Annotated in this window: 17 protein-coding genes and 1 pseudogene; 2 read left to right on the forward strand and 16 right to left on the reverse strand. The window is 27.7% G+C overall.

The features are described 5' to 3' along the window. Positions 1-129: 129 nt before the first annotated feature. The 9 genes and pseudogenes from ACOBWH_RS06850 to ACOBWH_RS06890 form a co-directional block, all read right to left on the reverse strand. Positions 130-570, reverse strand: a pseudogene (locus ACOBWH_RS06850) (DUF3627 domain-containing protein). Positions 571-1,114: 544 nt separating this feature from the next. Beyond that, a complete protein-coding gene (locus ACOBWH_RS06855; protein WP_424526254.1) occupies positions 1,115-1,366 on the reverse strand; it encodes a hypothetical protein in 252 nt (83 codons plus the stop codon). Then, complete coding sequence (locus ACOBWH_RS06860) at positions 1,366-1,515, reverse strand: hypothetical protein (protein WP_424526255.1); 150 nt, start codon at positions 1,513-1,515, stop codon at positions 1,366-1,368. Before ACOBWH_RS06860 ends, ACOBWH_RS06855 begins: the two co-directional genes overlap by 1 nt. Positions 1,516-2,010: 495 nt before the next feature. Beyond that, positions 2,011-2,163, reverse strand: coding sequence for a hypothetical protein (locus ACOBWH_RS06865; RefSeq protein WP_424526256.1), 153 nt, complete (start codon positions 2,161-2,163; stop codon positions 2,011-2,013). A 182-nt stretch (positions 2,164-2,345) separates the two neighbouring features. Continuing rightward, entirely contained in the window at positions 2,346-2,837 is a 492-nt protein-coding gene (locus ACOBWH_RS06870) for an alanine racemase (RefSeq protein ID WP_424526257.1), read from the reverse strand. After that, positions 2,831-3,106 (reverse strand): hypothetical protein, encoded by a 276-nt coding sequence (locus tag ACOBWH_RS06875; RefSeq protein ID WP_424526258.1) that lies wholly within the window; start codon positions 3,104-3,106, stop codon positions 2,831-2,833. The genes ACOBWH_RS06870 and ACOBWH_RS06875 overlap by 7 nt, the downstream gene beginning before the upstream one ends. Continuing rightward, the gene (gene rmuC / locus ACOBWH_RS06880; protein ID WP_424526259.1) at positions 3,096-4,265 is read right to left on the reverse strand and encodes a DNA recombination protein RmuC; all 1,170 of its coding nucleotides are present in this window, start codon (positions 4,263-4,265) and stop codon (positions 3,096-3,098) included. Before rmuC ends, ACOBWH_RS06875 begins: the two co-directional genes overlap by 11 nt. 106 nt (positions 4,266-4,371) lie before the next feature. Beyond that, positions 4,372-5,523, reverse strand: coding sequence for a Vmc-like lipoprotein signal peptide domain-containing protein (locus ACOBWH_RS06885; protein ID WP_424526260.1), 1,152 nt, complete (start codon positions 5,521-5,523; stop codon positions 4,372-4,374). Between the two features lie 96 nt (positions 5,524-5,619). After that, positions 5,620-6,339, reverse strand: a complete 720-nt coding sequence (locus ACOBWH_RS06890) for a hypothetical protein (protein ID WP_424526261.1) — start codon at positions 6,337-6,339, stop codon at positions 5,620-5,622. A gap of 251 nt (positions 6,340-6,590) precedes the next feature. Between ACOBWH_RS06890 and ACOBWH_RS06895 the strand changes: the two genes are divergently transcribed. Further along, entirely contained in the window at positions 6,591-6,953 is a 363-nt protein-coding gene (locus ACOBWH_RS06895) for a hypothetical protein (protein ID WP_424526262.1), read from the forward strand. Positions 6,954-7,127: 174 nt separating this feature from the next. Then, on the forward strand, positions 7,128-7,730 hold the full coding sequence (locus ACOBWH_RS06900; protein ID WP_424526263.1) for a phosphatase PAP2 family protein: 603 nt from the start codon (positions 7,128-7,130) through the stop codon (positions 7,728-7,730). Positions 7,731-7,770: 40 nt separating this feature from the next. Here the strand turns inward: ACOBWH_RS06900 and ACOBWH_RS06905 are convergent, their stop codons facing one another. The 7 genes from ACOBWH_RS06905 to ACOBWH_RS06935 all read right to left on the reverse strand — a co-directional run bounded on the left by ACOBWH_RS06905 (position 7,771) and on the right by ACOBWH_RS06935 (position 17,132). After that, positions 7,771-8,958, reverse strand: a complete 1,188-nt coding sequence (locus tag ACOBWH_RS06905) for an acetate kinase (RefSeq protein ID WP_424526264.1) — start codon at positions 8,956-8,958, stop codon at positions 7,771-7,773. A gap of 32 nt (positions 8,959-8,990) precedes the next feature. Further along, positions 8,991-9,959: a phosphate acetyltransferase gene (pta, locus tag ACOBWH_RS06910; protein WP_424526265.1), complete on the reverse strand. Its 969-nt coding sequence runs from the start codon at positions 9,957-9,959 to the stop codon at positions 8,991-8,993. Positions 9,960-10,209: 250 nt separating this feature from the next. Beyond that, the gene (locus ACOBWH_RS06915) at positions 10,210-10,743 is read right to left on the reverse strand and encodes a copper homeostasis protein CutC (RefSeq protein ID WP_424526266.1); all 534 of its coding nucleotides are present in this window, start codon (positions 10,741-10,743) and stop codon (positions 10,210-10,212) included. Continuing rightward, positions 10,744-13,788 (reverse strand): DNA polymerase III subunit alpha, encoded by a 3,045-nt coding sequence (locus tag ACOBWH_RS06920; RefSeq protein WP_424526267.1) that lies wholly within the window; start codon positions 13,786-13,788, stop codon positions 10,744-10,746. 67 nt (positions 13,789-13,855) lie between these two features. Then, on the reverse strand, positions 13,856-14,203 hold the full coding sequence (locus ACOBWH_RS06925; RefSeq protein WP_424526268.1) for a hypothetical protein: 348 nt from the start codon (positions 14,201-14,203) through the stop codon (positions 13,856-13,858). Further along, positions 14,190-15,386 carry a tRNA uracil 4-sulfurtransferase ThiI gene (gene thiI / locus ACOBWH_RS06930; protein ID WP_424526269.1) on the reverse strand — a complete coding sequence of 399 codons (1,197 nt, stop codon included), beginning with the start codon at positions 15,384-15,386 and terminating at the stop codon, positions 14,190-14,192. Before thiI ends, ACOBWH_RS06925 begins: the two co-directional genes overlap by 14 nt. A gap of 15 nt (positions 15,387-15,401) precedes the next feature. Further along, positions 15,402-17,132, reverse strand: a complete 1,731-nt coding sequence (locus tag ACOBWH_RS06935) for a septation ring formation regulator EzrA (protein WP_424526270.1) — start codon at positions 17,130-17,132, stop codon at positions 15,402-15,404. Positions 17,133-17,244: the final 112 nt, after the last annotated feature.

Below are 17,244 nucleotides of genomic sequence, written 5' to 3' on the forward strand. Positions count from 1 at the left end.
AATAAGTTTAAAAAACATACCCAAAAATAAAACGATAAATAATACAAACGATATAACATATAAAAATTCAGGGGCATTTGAACCAATAATATAACTAACAAATTGAACTCAATAATTATATAAACTCATTTAATTTAAACTTTCTAAATCATTAATTAATTCTTGCTCTTTTTCAACACTTCAATTTGTTAAATTATTATTGTTATTATTTGCTTTTACTTTTTTAGGTTCATTTAAAAATAATGCTTTGTGTATACTGTTAAAATAATTTTGTTTATATTGATTATACAAATTAATCAATTCTGTTCCAGTTAAATATTTTTACACACAACGTTTTAAATTTTCATTATATTTTACAATAAGATAAGAATTATCATAAATCAAACCGATTGATACTTGTTCTGAATGTTTTTCACTCGGATAAATAAACTTATTACTCAGTCAAAAACCAATATGGCGATTATGATTAGATAAATTTATAAAGCTTGCTTTATCTGTCTTAAAAGGGATAAATTCCTTACCAATAAAATAATTTGCTATATTCTGATTTTTCTTAACAAAATTACTCAATTTTATCAACTCCTTAATAAACATTGTTTCTAATTAACAATGTTATAAATATTGTTAAAATATTGCTTATCTATTGTTAAATAAACATTGTTATATCTGATGTTTAATAATGTTTATATATTGTAATAAACATTGTTAAATATATAAAATAATAAAAATTGACACACTAAAAAATACTATTTAATTTATAACTAATAGTTATTAAAATATAAAATTAATAATTTATAATTAAGTCGATATTTTTACACTATATACTGCCTACAAGTTTTTAGAAAAAGAAATATTTTTTACAACATTATTTATATTAAATCCTACTAATAAACTCAATATTATGAGCAATAAACAATATAAATGTAACTACTATTGGCGATATAGTCATATTTATTTCAGTCAACATTATCAATAATAACCAAAATAATTAAATTTATTTAAAAATAAATTTGTAGACAGTGTATAGTGCAAAAATAAACAACAAAATTATTTATTCAACTCACATAAAAGCTAGTGTGCCACAGCTAAAATATATGATTAGTTGTAATAAATATTAAAATCCTTTAACCATAACACGGAAAAAGTTTAATATCTTAACAATAACAAAAATACCAAATGGAATTAAAATAATTCATGCATCACCTAAAAAGGTCATTAATTGTGGTAATACAACATAAACAGCATCTTTAACTTTCATCATTGCTTGTCCTAAACCACTTCAAATAGAACCCATTCCATCTGAAATAGTAGGTGGCGTATCTGCTGTTAAAAAATTAATTGCTGTTGTTAAATACATCCCTAACATTATTTCTTATCCTCCTTGTTTTCAATTTCTTTTTTATCTTTTTTCTTACCTCGAATTTGGCAAATTTTTTGATAAATTGACAAACCAATTCACGCAAAAATACCTAATATAATAACAACACTAAATATTGTCGTTAATCAAACTGGCATAATATATCTCCTTTCAATAAATTAAAAAATTGAAATTTGCAAACTCGCTCCGCTCGTTGTCGCTTTGCTCCACTTAAAAAACATTATTGAATAAATTACCCCGCTAATAAATTACGCGGAATAATTTATTCTTTTACTTTTTAATTTCAATATCATTTGTAATCTTATTGACAGTATTAATAACATTATCTTTCCCATACTTTTTCACTAACGACCACAAAATAAAATATTGCTTTGTTTGCATAATTTCAACTCCTTAAAACTAACTTAAAAAAGTTAACTAAATTGATAGTTAACTTTTTATGGTTTGGCATTTACAATTTACACTAAAACAACCTAAACCTTCTTTGATTTAGTAATATCATTTTACCATACGTAAGTAAACACAATTAAATTAATTAAGAAATATTGTCCCTTTAATTAATTAACTTGAAAATTGTCGTCCTAAATAATACCTATTTTGTATCCTTTGCCTTGTACTAGTTACCTAAACTATTATGATTCTAAAAATTCTTTTTGAACATAACAACTAGTTCCCAACATTAAATTCGCTAAATACGTTGTTTTAAATTTAATAACGCTACCAACGGTTAATTCTGCATGATAATCAGTAACATCTAAAATAGTATGATCACTTGATTGTCCCAAAATAGTAATACCTTTTTCAAAAGGTGTTAATTCTTCAAAAGGACAATCTTGTCGTCCTAATGCAATGATTGCTTTTACCCGTTCACCAATATCATCAAATTCTTTTATCCGACCAAAAGCATCTAATCCTCGCTCACCAATTGATGCACTTGGTTTTGTTTATAATTCAATAATTTCAGCTTCTAGTCATAAATTATTTTGTTGTAAAAAAGAATTGGTTCATCATTTAATCCTAAACCCATTAATAAAGCTGTCCCACTCCGAATTTGATTAATTGCTGGATTCAATTGCGGATTATCTCAAATTGTAATATGGCTTGAGTTACCACAGCTAATAATTGGTAATTTAATATTAAAATATTGTTCTAATTGTTGTTTTAATTGTACCAATTGATTTAATTTTTGAACGGTGGGAACTGTTGCACCGAAACAAGCAAAATTAGTTCCTAAGCCAGTTAACTTAATATGTGATAACGATAATACCGTTGCAACTGTTTGAAAAATTAATCCTTCATCTCAAAATCCTTCTCGAATATCACCAGTTTCAATCATTAAGATTATTTCAAATTTCTTATTAATAACTTGTGCTGCTTGATTTAAAGCCTTAATTGTCACAATTTCAGAAACCAAAGCACAATCAGCATTGTTAACAACCGTTGAAACTTCACTTAACATTGGTAATCGCAACAACATTTTTTAACTGGCAAATAAGCAAATTGCTGTAAGTTTAAAATTCGAGAATCTGCAATTGTTTTAATTCCACTTTCTATTAATGTTGATACAATTTTTTGTTGGCCTGCCCCTAATTTAACAACGCCAACAAGGTCCAAGTTCCTAGCGGAACATTCTTGCACCATTATCTGATAATTTGTTTTAATACGGGCTAAATTTCATATTAGTTTTGGATACATAGTTTCTATTCTTTCTTTTATTTTAGTTTTCATCAAGCGGTTGTTCTAATTGTTGGTCATTTAAAATTTTGTTATATTGACTATGAATTTTATGATGAGTAGTATTCAACTGATCAATATTACCATTTAATTTTATAAAGTTTTTTGTAAATTCTTCTCATCGTTCAACTCACCGATCAAATTCACCTTTTATTCGTAATAAATTATTTTTAATAACTTCTAGGTTTTTATTAAAAGTAACTTCACGCATATGTTTTTCGAGCACAAATAAAATAGCCGACAAAGTTGTTGGTGAAGTAACTCATACTTTCTTTCGAAAGGCAAAAGTAATAATTTCTTCTGGAAATTGCCCATAAATAAAAGCAAATAAATCTTCTGAGGGAACAAACATAATTGCACTTGAAATTTCGTTTTCTAAGTTAATATATTTTGCAACTTCATTAACACGATCCTTTAAATCCTGTTTAAATAAATTCAAAAATTTATCTTTAATTGTTTTTTCACTAGCTTCTAAATATTTATTATAATTTGTTAACGGAAACTTAGCATCAATCGCAATATTTTCCTTTGCCCCACCAGTTTTAACTAACGCATCAACTAGGGTCCCTGTTGGTAAACGATACTGACGTTCTCACCCTTGGTGCCCTTCACCATACATATCACTCAATACTTTTTCTAACAAATATTCTCCTAAATTACCTCGTTTTTTATTATTTAAAAAAATATCATTTAATGCTTTAACTTTTTCTTCCACTTCTTTTAAAGTTGCTGAGGATTCTTTTAGAACATTTAGATTTGATAAAACATCACTAAACGATCTTGAAATAAATTGACCCTGATTATCTAAGTTATTTTTTAAATCACTGTCTTGCTTTGACAAATTGCTTTTAAAACTATTTAAACCCTCATTTAAAATTGCAATATTACGATTAAACTGGCTATCATTGTCTGTTGAAGAGCGTTGAAACTCACTAATTAATTTTAATAACTCCTGTTTTTGTTCTATAAGTTGTGTTTGTAACATTGTTACTTGTTTTTCTAAAATTTCTTTTGATGCTTGAATATCTTTTTGTAATAATGCTGAATCATTATTGGCCATTGTTTTTTTACTTGATTTAAACAAATAAATCCCTAAAAAAACAACTAAAATAAATAAAATAATTCCTAATAAAACATACGAAATTGTTGTCATTATGCTCCCCCTTTAATTTTACAAACGATCATTAATATGTCCTTTTAATTATAAACTGTCTTAACAAAAAAAGAAACTCATTAACACATGCGTTTCTTTTTTTCTTTTAAGAAAAAGTTACATTTAAAGTATACGATGGAATCTCTGTCATCAATGATGCTAATGAATCTGATGCTGCCAAAATTTTTGATCCTGGCTTAGCATTAACCGTTGCCCCAGACTTATCTTCTTTAAAGATTACTCAAATTTCATCATATCAGATATCTTTATATTGATCTGCAAATTGTTGTCCTAATAATTTTGCCACAAGATCATAACGTAAGTTATCAACTGTTTCTGCACTATAACTCTTATCTAATGTCACATTAATTGTGCTACCATTTGTCGGTTTAGCATCATTGGTATTTAAAAATTTTCGTGGTGTTGAATGAATTGTAAAATTAGCTGTTAATACTGACTTATTAATAACTCCTGCCGCACTTGCTTCAATTTTTAAACTTCCGACCCCATTATTTGTATTAATTGTTAAACTAATTCCTTTATTACTCATTGCATCCACCATTACTGCCATCATTGTACCTTTATATAAAGCGGCAAAACGGTTACGATCACCAACAAATTCCATAATAGCAGCTGTCAATTTTGTTCTTATTCCCTCATCGCTCGGTTTGCTTTTATAAGCATTTCATAATTCTTCAGCAATATAAATATCACCAATATTTGTTAAAGGAAATGCTTCTGAAAAGGTAATTGGTTCATTAACAATTGCTATTGCTTCTCCCGTAAAATTTCCACCCGCTTTTGGCGTAATTGTTGAATTATAACTAGTTTGATCAACTTTAACGTCAACATCATTAAGCGTAAATTTTGTTCCATTTAAACCATTAACAGCAGCTAATACAGTTTGGGCTGGCAAAGTTTTTCCCATTGCAGCATCATATGGCATTGATGTCACTGTAATAATTTTAGTAATATCATTGGTTGGTCATGTTAAATCCATTTTTTTTGTTAAATATGGCTTGTTTGGTGCATCTGGCATGAAACGAATCGTTGCTGTTTTCATTCCTGGTGCTAAATCAACATCTAAATTATCAACATTGTAACCTTCTTGTTTTAATTTTGCTTTAATATTAGAAACTGTTGGAAAAGTTCCGTCCGTTTGCCCACCTTTATTGTTAACATCCTTGCAAGCAACTACAGCCCCCGCAATTGGTGCTGTTAATGCTAAAGAAGTTAAAACTATCATTAATTTTTTCATTTTCTTTATCTCTCCTTTGTTTTCATTTTAATAAATTTAATTATAACTATTAACTAACATAAATAATAAATCAAGTTTTAATAAAAATATTTCCCTTTATAAAATCAGATTAAGTATTAACATTTGTGGTGGGGTTGTTTCCTTTTTAAAAATAAGTAAACGATAACTTTTAATTATATTGGCAATTAAAAGCGATATAATTATTAATTTCTTTAATAAAAAAATAATTAAATCATTAAATCGATACTTAACAAAAGCATATGACCCTAAAACAATAAAAAACAATGTTAAATCCATCAACGGATTAAAATAAATTAAATCATTAATTTTATATCAATAAACTAAATAAACTCGAAAGATAATCAAAGTAACAAAAAAGGTAATAACAAATAAAGCATAAAAGAAATAAAATGAAATTAAAATTAATTGATAAAACTGATAGCAAAATTTTGTGAATCGATTAAACAAAACTGTTGCAGAAGTATTAACATAAACCTTATATGATAATAATAAAATATTAGCTATTCATAATAATAGTACAATAATATTGATTTTCAAAATATTATCTCATTGCAAAATAATTCGTTTATAATGCTTAAAATTTTGTAAAACTTGAATTAAAATTGCTAAGAAAAATAAAAAAGCACTCGTTATTAAAATAATATAAGTTAAATTTAAGGTCACATTAATAAAAGCCCAATTAGCATAATGACGAATAAAACGAGTTAAAAAAAATGAAATTGCAAAATATAAAATAAATAATATTGAATATATATTAAAAAATGTTTGAAAATACTTTTTAAAATTTGTTTTCATTTTAATCACCTATATAACGTTGCATAATTAATATTTATTATATCTAACTTTATTTAATTAAAAAACCCTTGTAAACTAATAGTTAAAACCAATTAACAATTATTTTACTTATTAATAATAATGTTCAGAATAATTATACCGTGAAAATTTTTAAAATAAACGAAAAAAATAATTTTTTATGATGCTTTTTTGACATATAATGGAAAAGATAATAATGATAACTTTTTCCTAAAAAAGAATGGAGCCAATATATGCACCAAAAACAAATAAGTTTTTTTATAAAGAAACGTGGTATTTTTTTATTTTTTGCCATCCCATTATTAATTATTATTGTTGTTGTTGTTAGTATTGGTGTTTTAGTTGCAACAGGATGATATACTATTGATTATCAAATTGCCAAAGAATTTGCAAAAGGTTTAACAAATGAGCTTGCAAAATATTGAGTCCGTTTTTATGATCAATTAGGAAATACAGAATTAATTGTAGTTGTAATTATTTACCTTGCCATTTTAATTGAAACATGGTTTTTGTTAAAAATTAATCAAAAAAAGATGAAATTTGAAAAATACTATTGAATAACAACTACTTATTATCTTTTTGGCTTAAGCGCCTAAATAATCGGGAATATCGTAAATTTAACATTAATTCCTAGTACTGATGAAGGATTTGGTCCTGGAATTGATTTTATCTTATTTGATAATTACCATTATAAATTAACAAGTGCAATTTTAGTTTTCTTTTATCAAACAATTCTCTTAAGTCTTGGTTTATACTATATTCGTTATTGCTTGGTCAAAAAACAACGATTATTAATTGAACAACATTGATTAAAGGCAGTAAAAGCCTTGAGTTTTTTAATTGTGTCTTATTTTGTCATTGTTATTATGAAGGGGGCAACCCATCGAATTTACTATTATAATGCTATTTTTGGTGATTTAATACAAGAACACCCTCTCTTTTTAGACCACTATTTACAATCATCTTTTCATTATGGTTATAATCTTGGAAATGGATATCTTAATAATATTCCCCCAGAATGACAATATCCATGATGAAAACCAGCATTTTCCTTATTTAATAACCCAAATATGCCAACATTTAAAACACCGTGAGAATATGCTTTTCCTAGTGGCCATATTAATGCAACATACTGCAGTGGTTCAATAATGCTCTTATTTTTAAAAAATAAGGATAATAATAAAATTAATTGAAAAATAAAACTATGCTTTGTCTTATGATTAAGCCATATTTTATCAATGAATTTTGCCCTTATTGTTGAGAGATTTCACTGAATTTCAGACACTGCTTTTACTTTTATTTTCTCAACGCTCATAATTATTATTATTCATTTTAGCATTAATAAAATCTTTGCTAAACATCTTATTTTGTAATAAGAAAAAGGGTTTAAAATTTTAAACCCTTTTTAATTTTTTATTTATTAATTAAATGATATGTATCTTCACAAATCATCACTTCTTCATTTGTTCGCATTGCATACACTAGACAACTTGCTTGTGGTGTTGAAATTAAATTTTCATTTTCATATGAACTTTGATTTGCTTGCGCTGATAATTCTAAATTTAAAAGTTTAACTTCATTAATTACCAATTGTCGCATATCACTTGAGTTTTCACCAATTCCGGCCGTAAAAACAACTGCATCAAGATTAGTTCCTAAATCATTAGCATAAGCAACAATATACTTTGCAATTCGTTTTGCACTCATTGTTAAAGCTAACTGACTACGGTTATTATCTTTGCTACTTTTAAAAACATCGCGTAAATCTGAAGATACCCCTGAAATTCCTAATAAACCAGATTTTTTATTTAACGTATTAGTAATGTCATCTAATGTAGTACCAGTTTGGTTGGTAATAAACTGATGAATTGAAGGGTCAATATCCCCACTACGTGTTCCCATAATTAACCCCTCTAATGGTGTTAATCCCATTGAAGTATTGAAACTTTTTCCATTTTTAACCGCACAAACAGAAGCCCCATTCCCTAAATGACAAATAATTGTATTAAGGTTAGCAGCAGGTTTTTGTAAAACCTCTCCTAAACGTTTTGTAATGTAACGATATGAAATTCCATGAAAACCATAACGACGAACTTGATGTTCAGTATATCATTCGTATGGCACTGAATATAAGTAGTTTTCCTTTGGAATTGTGGTATGAAACGATGTATCAAAAACAGCCACATTTGGCACTGAAACAATATTACGGAACGCTTCAATTGCCGCAATTGCAGGTGGATTATGCAATGGTGCTAAAGTAACCATTCGTTTAATTTCACCAAACACCTCGTCAGTAATAACTGTTGATTGTGTAAACTTTTCCCCGCCATGAACAATACGGTGTCCAATTCCTTGAATATCAGCAAAATCTTGAATAATCTTATGCTCTTTTAACTTAGCAATTAAAACCTTTGCTGTTGCACTATGGTCTGGTAAATCTTCATTTGTTTGAAACTCTTGGCCATTAAATTTAATTGCAAAAATTCCATCAATATTAATTCGTTCTGCTAAACCTTTACAAATTACTTCATAATTATTATTAATTACTTTATACAGTTGGAATTTCATTGAACTACTTCCAGCATTTATTACTAAAATCATACTATTTTTTCTCCTTCACTTAATTATTTTTATTATTTATGCACACATAAATATGCTGTAACAAGAACAGTATTATAAATATCATTAATTGTTGCTCCCCGTGATAAATCATTAACCGGACGATCTAATCCAATCACAATTGGACCAACTGCTTCAAATCCCCCTAAGCGTTGTGCAATTTTATATCCAATATTCCCAGCATCTAAATTTGGAAAAACAAAAATATCGGCTGGAGCTGTTAAAGCTGATGTTGGTGCTTTCTTATTACGAATCGTATCATCTCATGCAGCATCAAATTGAAATTCACCATCAATCCGACAATCTTTTAATTCTTTTCCTTTTAAAATTTCATATGCTTCACGAACTTTATCAACAGAAGTTCCACGCCCTGATCCTTTTGTTGAAAATGACAATAAAGCCATTTGTGGTTTTTTAAATTCAAAGACTTGACTTGCTTCATATCCTAAATAGGCAATATCTGCTAGTTCTTCTGCTGTTGAGTCAATGTTTAATGCACAATCAGTAAAAATATAACGTTCATCATTACGAACCATTAAAAAGAATGATGAAACTAATTTAACCCCTGGTTTTGCTTTAATAATTCGTAACGCTGGGCCAATAATATCTTTAGTATCATAAGTAATTCCACCAACCATACCATCAGCTAAACCTTTTTTAACTCATAATACGGCTAAATAATTACATTCACCAACTAACCGTCTTGCTTCAGCAATTGAAACTTTTCCTTTTCGTAAATCAACTAAATATTCAGCTAGTTCTGATATATTTTGTTCTTCGGCAACTAAAACTTCTGCCTGATAATCAGCAATAGGTGTTGGGACTTCCGCACGAGTTTTAAAAATAAGAACTGGTGTAATGTTTGTTCCAATTAAACGTTTTGCAACTTCTTGAATTCGTTCTGAATTTCCTTCCGGAAAAATGATTTTAATTCTTTTTGAAAATTCATTAATTTTTTTAAGTGTATTTTCTAATACATTCATTTTTAACCCTCTTTCTCATTAAATCTTTACCAAATAATTATATTACTTTTTTTAATGATTTTAGAAAAAGTGTGCGATTAATTGACAATTATAAAATAATTTTTGGTAATTTAATTAAATTTTTGCTCTTTATTGTAGTTGCTGTAATTTTGATAAACTAATCGTTGTTTTTCATGTTTCATCTTCACGAACAGCACTTCCCAAGTGAATGGCATCACAACACTGACTAATTGTTTGATAATTGGTTAAATTAATTCCGTTCCCGCCTTGAATTTAAACACCATAATTTCACAATGTCTGTAAAGTTGCTAAATTCTCCCCAATTGGCGCAATCCCCACCCTGGGTTAGAATGATTTTAACCCCTAACCGTGCCAACTGTTGAACCGCTACGATTTTATCGAGAATTAAATCAAATGCCCGATGAAAAGTAACTGCTAACGAATGTGCTAAGGTAATTAACTCTTGCATTCGAACAAGGTCAATTTGATTGTTGGGTGTTAAAATGCCAACAACAATCCCTTCTGCTTTATTTGTTTTAATATAAGCAATATCCTTTTTAATTTGCTGATATTCATCATCTGGACAATAAAAATCATCATCACGATGACGAACCATGACACGAATTGGAACCTTAATTTTTTCGGTGCTTTCTTTAATGACATCGTATGGTGGGGTTAAACCCCCACGATTTAAATCAATACATAATTCAATTCGGGTAATATTCCCTGCTTGTGCAATAATTTGACAATCTTGATAATTTGTTGCAATAATTTCAATAAACATTTATTCTTGCTCCCCACTAATAAATTTAATGCGATTAATAATTCCGTTAATTTTATTATTATATGTTCCTAATTTAATATTTAATAACAAAATGTTATTTACCTTTAATAAATTTGCATAATCTTTATAAATACCAGCAAAGGCTGTAATACTAATTTCACCACTTTCATCATAACAGTCTAAGAAAGCCATCTTATTATTATTTTTATCAATAATTACTTTAATTCGTTTTACTAACACTAAAACATTTGTTGATCCTAAACTTAATCGTAAATTACTAATTAATGTTGTTTTAGCTTGATAACCTTCCTTTTCACGAATATACTTTAAAGGATGGTTTGATAAATAAAATCCTAAAAATTCATATTCTTTTTCTAAGCAAATAACCTCATCATCTGGCTCAATTACTAACTCTGGCTTTTCAGCTAAAGAAAAATCAACAACTAAGTTTTCATTTTCTTCTTGGGTTTCAATTAATTCAATATAGGTAATAATCTGTTGGTAGTTATTAAACAAAGTAATGCGATTCATTTCAAACAAATCTAATGCTCCCGAAAAACATAATGCTTCATAAGTTTTTCGATTCAACCCTTTTTTATATAAACGAATAAACAAATCATATAAGTCAACAAAAGGACCATTTTTTTGATACTCACTAGCAATTTTTTTAAAAAAAGCAAAACCAATTTGTTTAATAATTAATAAGGGAACACAAATTTGATTATCAACAGTATGATATTGTCGATATGGCGCATTGATATTAGGAGGAACAATTGTTAAATGATTCTTTTTTGCTAAAGCAATATAATCATTTGTTTTATGTTCATCACCAATCACATTTGTTAATAAACTAGCTAAAAACTGAGAAGGATAATTTGCTTTTAAATATGCCATTTGATAACCTAATAATGAATAAGCAACAGCATGACTACGGTTAAAACCATAGGCAGCAAATTTATAAATTAATTCTCAAATTTCTTGGGCTGTTTTTTCAACATAATGGTTTTTAACCGCTTCTTTAATAAATTCAGCTTTCATTTGAACCATAATACTTGCATCTTTTTTCCCCATTGCTCGTCGTAAAACATCCGCTTTGGCTAGTGAAAAATTAGCAACTTTTTGCGCTATTAACATAACTTGTTCTTGATAAACAATGATACCATAAGTTGGTGCTAAAATTTCCGTTAAGCGATCATCAATGTAAGTAACTTTTGTTAAATGCTTTTTTCGTTGAATAAATAGTGGGATATTATCTTGTGGTCCTGGCCGATATAATGAAGAAGTTGCTACAATGTCTTCTAGTTGATCAGGAACCATATCAACTAATACTTTAGTCATTCCTGGCGATTCTAATTGAAAAATTCCTTTCGTATCTCCTTGGGCTAACAGATGATAAGTTTTTTGGTCATTCAATGGTAATTTATTTGCATCCAATTTTATTTTTGTCTCTTGATAAATATTATTAATAACATCATGCAAAATCGTTAAATTTCGTAATCCTAATAAATCCATTTTCAAAATCCCTAATTCTTCTAGATAGTTCATTGAATATTGAGTTTGATAAATTCCATTATAACCTTCTTTAACTGGAATAATTGTTTGTAACCGTTGTTGTGTTAACACAACTCCCGCCGCATGGGTTCCTATTTGTCGTGGTAAACCAATAATTTTTTGTAAATGTAAAAATACTTGGGGGTATTTTTTTTGATAAATTTCAAAAACAGGATTAGAACTAATTGCTTGCTCATAATGATAATTATGTTCCAAAGGAACCGCCTTACTCATCTTATCAGCTTCTTCAATTGCAATATCAAAAATTCGACAAATATCACGAATTGCCATCTTCATTCCAATTGTTTGAAAAGTAACGATATGAGCAACATGATCACTACCATACTTTTCAAACAAATATTCAACAACCATTTCGCGCTTATCATCTTGAAAATCAATATCAATATCAGGCAAACTTTTTCGCTCTGGATTTAGAAAGCGTTCAAAAAGAAGATTATAAGCAATCGGGTCAATTGTTGTAATGTCTAACAAATAACTAACTAAACTTCCAGCCGCGCTTCCTCGTCCTGGACCAACAAAAACATTTTGTTGTTTAGCATAACGAACATAATCTCATACAATTAAAAAATAATCATTAAAACCCATTTTATTAATGACATCTAATTCATAACTTAACCGTGCTTCATATTTTCCATAAAAACCATTTACCTTCTTTGCTTTTAACGCTGTTTGACAAATTTCTGCTAAAAATTGTTGCGCTGTTTGACCACTCGGAATTGGATATTGTAATAAATTATCAAAAATAGTCCCTTTGCTTAATGAAAAAATTTCAATATCAGTAATAAAATGTTTAACATTTTCAAAGTATTGTTGATAACGACTTGGTGGTGGTGCTCAACCATATCAATCATTTAATTTACTTTCTTTAAACAAAGTTTGTGTTTTAATCGTATCAACAACTTTATACGCTGTAAAATCATCACTGGTAAAATATTGTACTTTATTATTCCAAATAATTTGTTCTTCTGGTCCTAAATTTTGAAAGGAATCGATTAAGGTGGCATTACCATTATTAATTCCTAAAAATAAATCACTTGTGTTAACTAAATTATTTTTTAAAGTTTGAAATACTTCTGGCTGATAATTATCAACAGTATAATTAATAATGATTTTTAAGTCTGTTGTTAAGAACTTACTAAGATCATTAAAAGTTAATGTTGTTTTATGTTCAGCGTTAATCATTATTAATGATGAAATTTCAACTAAATTAAAATACCCATTTTGATTACGGGCAAATAAATTCAAATTATAGGGTTCGTTATCAAACAAAATTATAACATTTAATCCAATAATTGGTTTAATGTTATTTTTTTGTGCAAGTTGATGAAACTCATAAACTCCAAACATATTACTATCACAAATTGCTAAAGTTGATAATCCATTCGTCATTGCATAATTAAAATATTTATCAAACGTAATTAAGGATGATAATAAACTATAACTTGTTCGAACATTTAAATGGGGAATCATCATACTTATTACCTCTTTCTACTTTCATTTTAACAAAAAAGAAAATAAAAACCACAGTTGTGGCCTAATTTTATAGTTTAATAACAATAACAATAATCATTACAACAATTAAAACTGCTAAAATTCCAAAAACTAAAAAACGCCATACCCGAGGTTTTTTCTTTGGTGTCATTTCTTGTAACAATTCTTTTTCCAAATCAATTGCATTTTCATTATAAAAATTATTTTTTGTTTTATTCATATTTACAACTTTAATATCATCATCTTGAAAATCACGAATAATTGAAAAGTCTTCATCAATTAAAATTGTTTCTTCTAACAAATTAGTTCGTGAACGTTCTGCTGTTCGCAATTCTCGTTCATTAACTAACGTCTTTGTTGCTTCTTTCTTTTTTTGAAAAAGATTAGCTTTCTTCATAAATTTCATCCCTATCAATTACATATGTCTTTATATTCTTCCTAATTATAACATCAATTATTTCCTGTCACATTAAATTTTGCTCTTGAAACTCTGCTTGAGCTATCCGTGGTTTTGTCACGGGATTTTTTGGTACAAAAAGACTGCAACAATCTTCAAACGGTAAAATTGATGTTTGATAAGTATCAATTTCTTTTGCAATTGCAATAATTTCATTTTTATCAAAACATAAGACTGGCCGTAACACTGGTAGTGGTGAAACAATATTGATAACATTAATACTTTCAATTGTTTGTGATGCAACTTGCCCTAATGATTCACCAGTAATAATTGCCTGACAATTTCATTTTGCCGCTAAAATATTTGCGATTTGATAAAACATGCGGCGCATAATCGTAATCCTGTAACTTGCATCAGGGATATGCATTAGTTCGTGCTGTAACATTGAAAAATTAACAACATGCAAGCGTTGTTGATTTTGACCAGTATAATGATGTAATTTTTGAACTAAAGTTTTAACTTTTTCTAGTGCTTCTTCACTTGTATGGGGTGGTGTTGCAAAATGTAAATATTCAACATTCATTCCCCGTTTCATTGTTAAGAAAGCGGCAACTGGCGAATCAATTCCGCCCGATAACATTACTAACCCTCGTCCAGAAATTCCAACTGGTAAACCACCAATGGTTTTAATTTTATTAATAAAAACATACGTAAATTGGTGCCGAATTTCAACATCAATTTGTAAAACTGGATGATGAACATCAACTTTGACATTTGTTTGTTGTAAAATCTTTGGTGCTAATTGTTGTTTAATTTCAGTTGAAGTTAAGGGAAAAGTCTTATCACTTCGACGAACTTCTAATTTAAAAGTATCTGGTTGATAGTATTGTACTAATGTAATCGCACAATTAGCAATTGTTGTTAAATCACGATCAACACGTTTTGCTAATGACAATGATGACGAACCAAAAACATTTTTAACAATATTAATAATTGGTTGACTAACGGTTGGATCTAATAATTCAATAAATAACCGATCAAATTCTTTCTTTAGTTGATATTGCTTTTCATATTCTCGTAACTTATTTTTAATATTATTAACTAACACTCTTGTAAAATCATTTCGATTTTTACCCTTCGTTGTTAACTCTCCATAACGAACTAATATTGCATCAAAATTCATTTTATACTCCATTTCTTATTTCTTTTTTCCTCGTTCTTCATCAATAATTTTTAATGTTAAAAACAATGATCTATCATAATCGCCATCTCGATACGCAATTTGGGCGTTTCGTAACTGGTCATCAACTTCATCATCTGTTAAAATATATTTTTGGGCATAAACTAATGTTTCTTGCGCTAATAAATCTAATAAAATATTATTTTTAATTTTTTCAAATAATTTTAACACTTCTGTTTTTAACCGGTTTAGTTTCCCTGTTACTTCATCAACTTCATAACGATTATTAACATCAAACGAAAGTTGTTTAACCTTTTCAAGGGCTATTCGATAATCATTAATTGATTTCGCATATTTTGTTAATAATTTTTTATATTGTAATTGATTTAACCGTACTTCAGCTTGTAATAAAACAACTTCTAATAAATGAATTGTTTTTCGAATTTCAGTTTCCGCAAAATTACGCTTTTCAATAATTTTCACAACATTTTCTAAGGCTTCTTGAACAGCCACCGCATTCTCTAATAAACGAACTAGTTCTTTGTTAAACCCAATATAATCACGACCATTTCGATTTATTTCTAAAACTAAGCGATTTGTATCATGCGTCAATTCTTTTGTTTTGCCCATGGCTTCACGATAAATGCTTTCTTCATGTTCTGTTAAAATTGATGAACTACGTAAAGCTTCAATTTGTCGTGAAATAACATTAAAACTACGTTCAATTTTATTAATATATTCCATCACAACTTTATAGTATTTTTTAAAACACGAAACAATTGCTTTTTGATGCTCAATTGTTTGATCAAAATCACTAATATTATTAATAATTTCAATTGTTTTTTTTGTTGCTTTTTTATATTGCAAATTATCAATATATTTTGAAATTAAAATTTTTGTTTCATCAATACTTTTTGTTAATTCATCAAAACTATATTTTAATAAATCCCGACTATTTTCATCTTTATTAAATAAAACATATTTATCTTTTAACAAGGATAATTTATTTGGAACTACTTTTGTTAATAGTGTTTTAATTTGTGGAATATTATCTAAAATTTCAACAAAGATGGTTAACGAAGTAGTAATATTCGATAAAATTTGTTCTGTTTTTTCAAAATTACCCGCTGTTAAATAATCTTCAAATTCATCAAACATTCCTTCAATATTTCGTTCAAAGTCATTAATTTTTTTGGTATCTAACGAAACATTCATTTGTAATTTAACGGCATCTTCTTGTAACGAATTAAACATTTTTTTATGTGCTAAAATATAATCACGTTGTAATAATTCAATTTGTAATTGACTGTTAATTTCGTCTAATAAACGACGTGCCTCTTCTTCTAATAAAGTCAACTCTTTTAATAACGGAATAATTTTTTGTGCAGATAATTTTGGCATTTTCTTTGGGGTTGTTTTATTAATTTGATATAGTTTTCGAAATACTTCTAAACAACTTATTAACTTTTTTTCATAAATAATTTCATACTTTGTTCGCCAAACGACCAAATCTTTGGCATAACGATTATTGTAACGAGCAATTTCTGAAATTCGAAAAACTTTATGTTTTAAAGGTAATCGCTTTAAAATATCAAACTTTTGTAAAATTTTAATTTCAACTGTTTTTAAATGACGTTTTCGTCCCCAAAAGAAAAGCGTAATACTTAATAATAACAAACAAACAAAAAACAAAATAAATAATGTTAATTTAACTGGATTATTAATAATATTACTAATAACATTACCCATTTTGTCTTGCCCCCTACCAAACTATATATCAATTGAATTATAGCACTTGCGAAAAATATTACATTAAAAATTAGAAAAATATTGAATTATCCTTTATTTTATTATACAATAA

This window comes from Spiroplasma endosymbiont of Glossina fuscipes fuscipes (assembly GCF_049669535.1).
Lineage (GTDB): Bacteria > Bacillota_I > Bacilli_A > Mycoplasmatales > Mycoplasmataceae > Spiroplasma.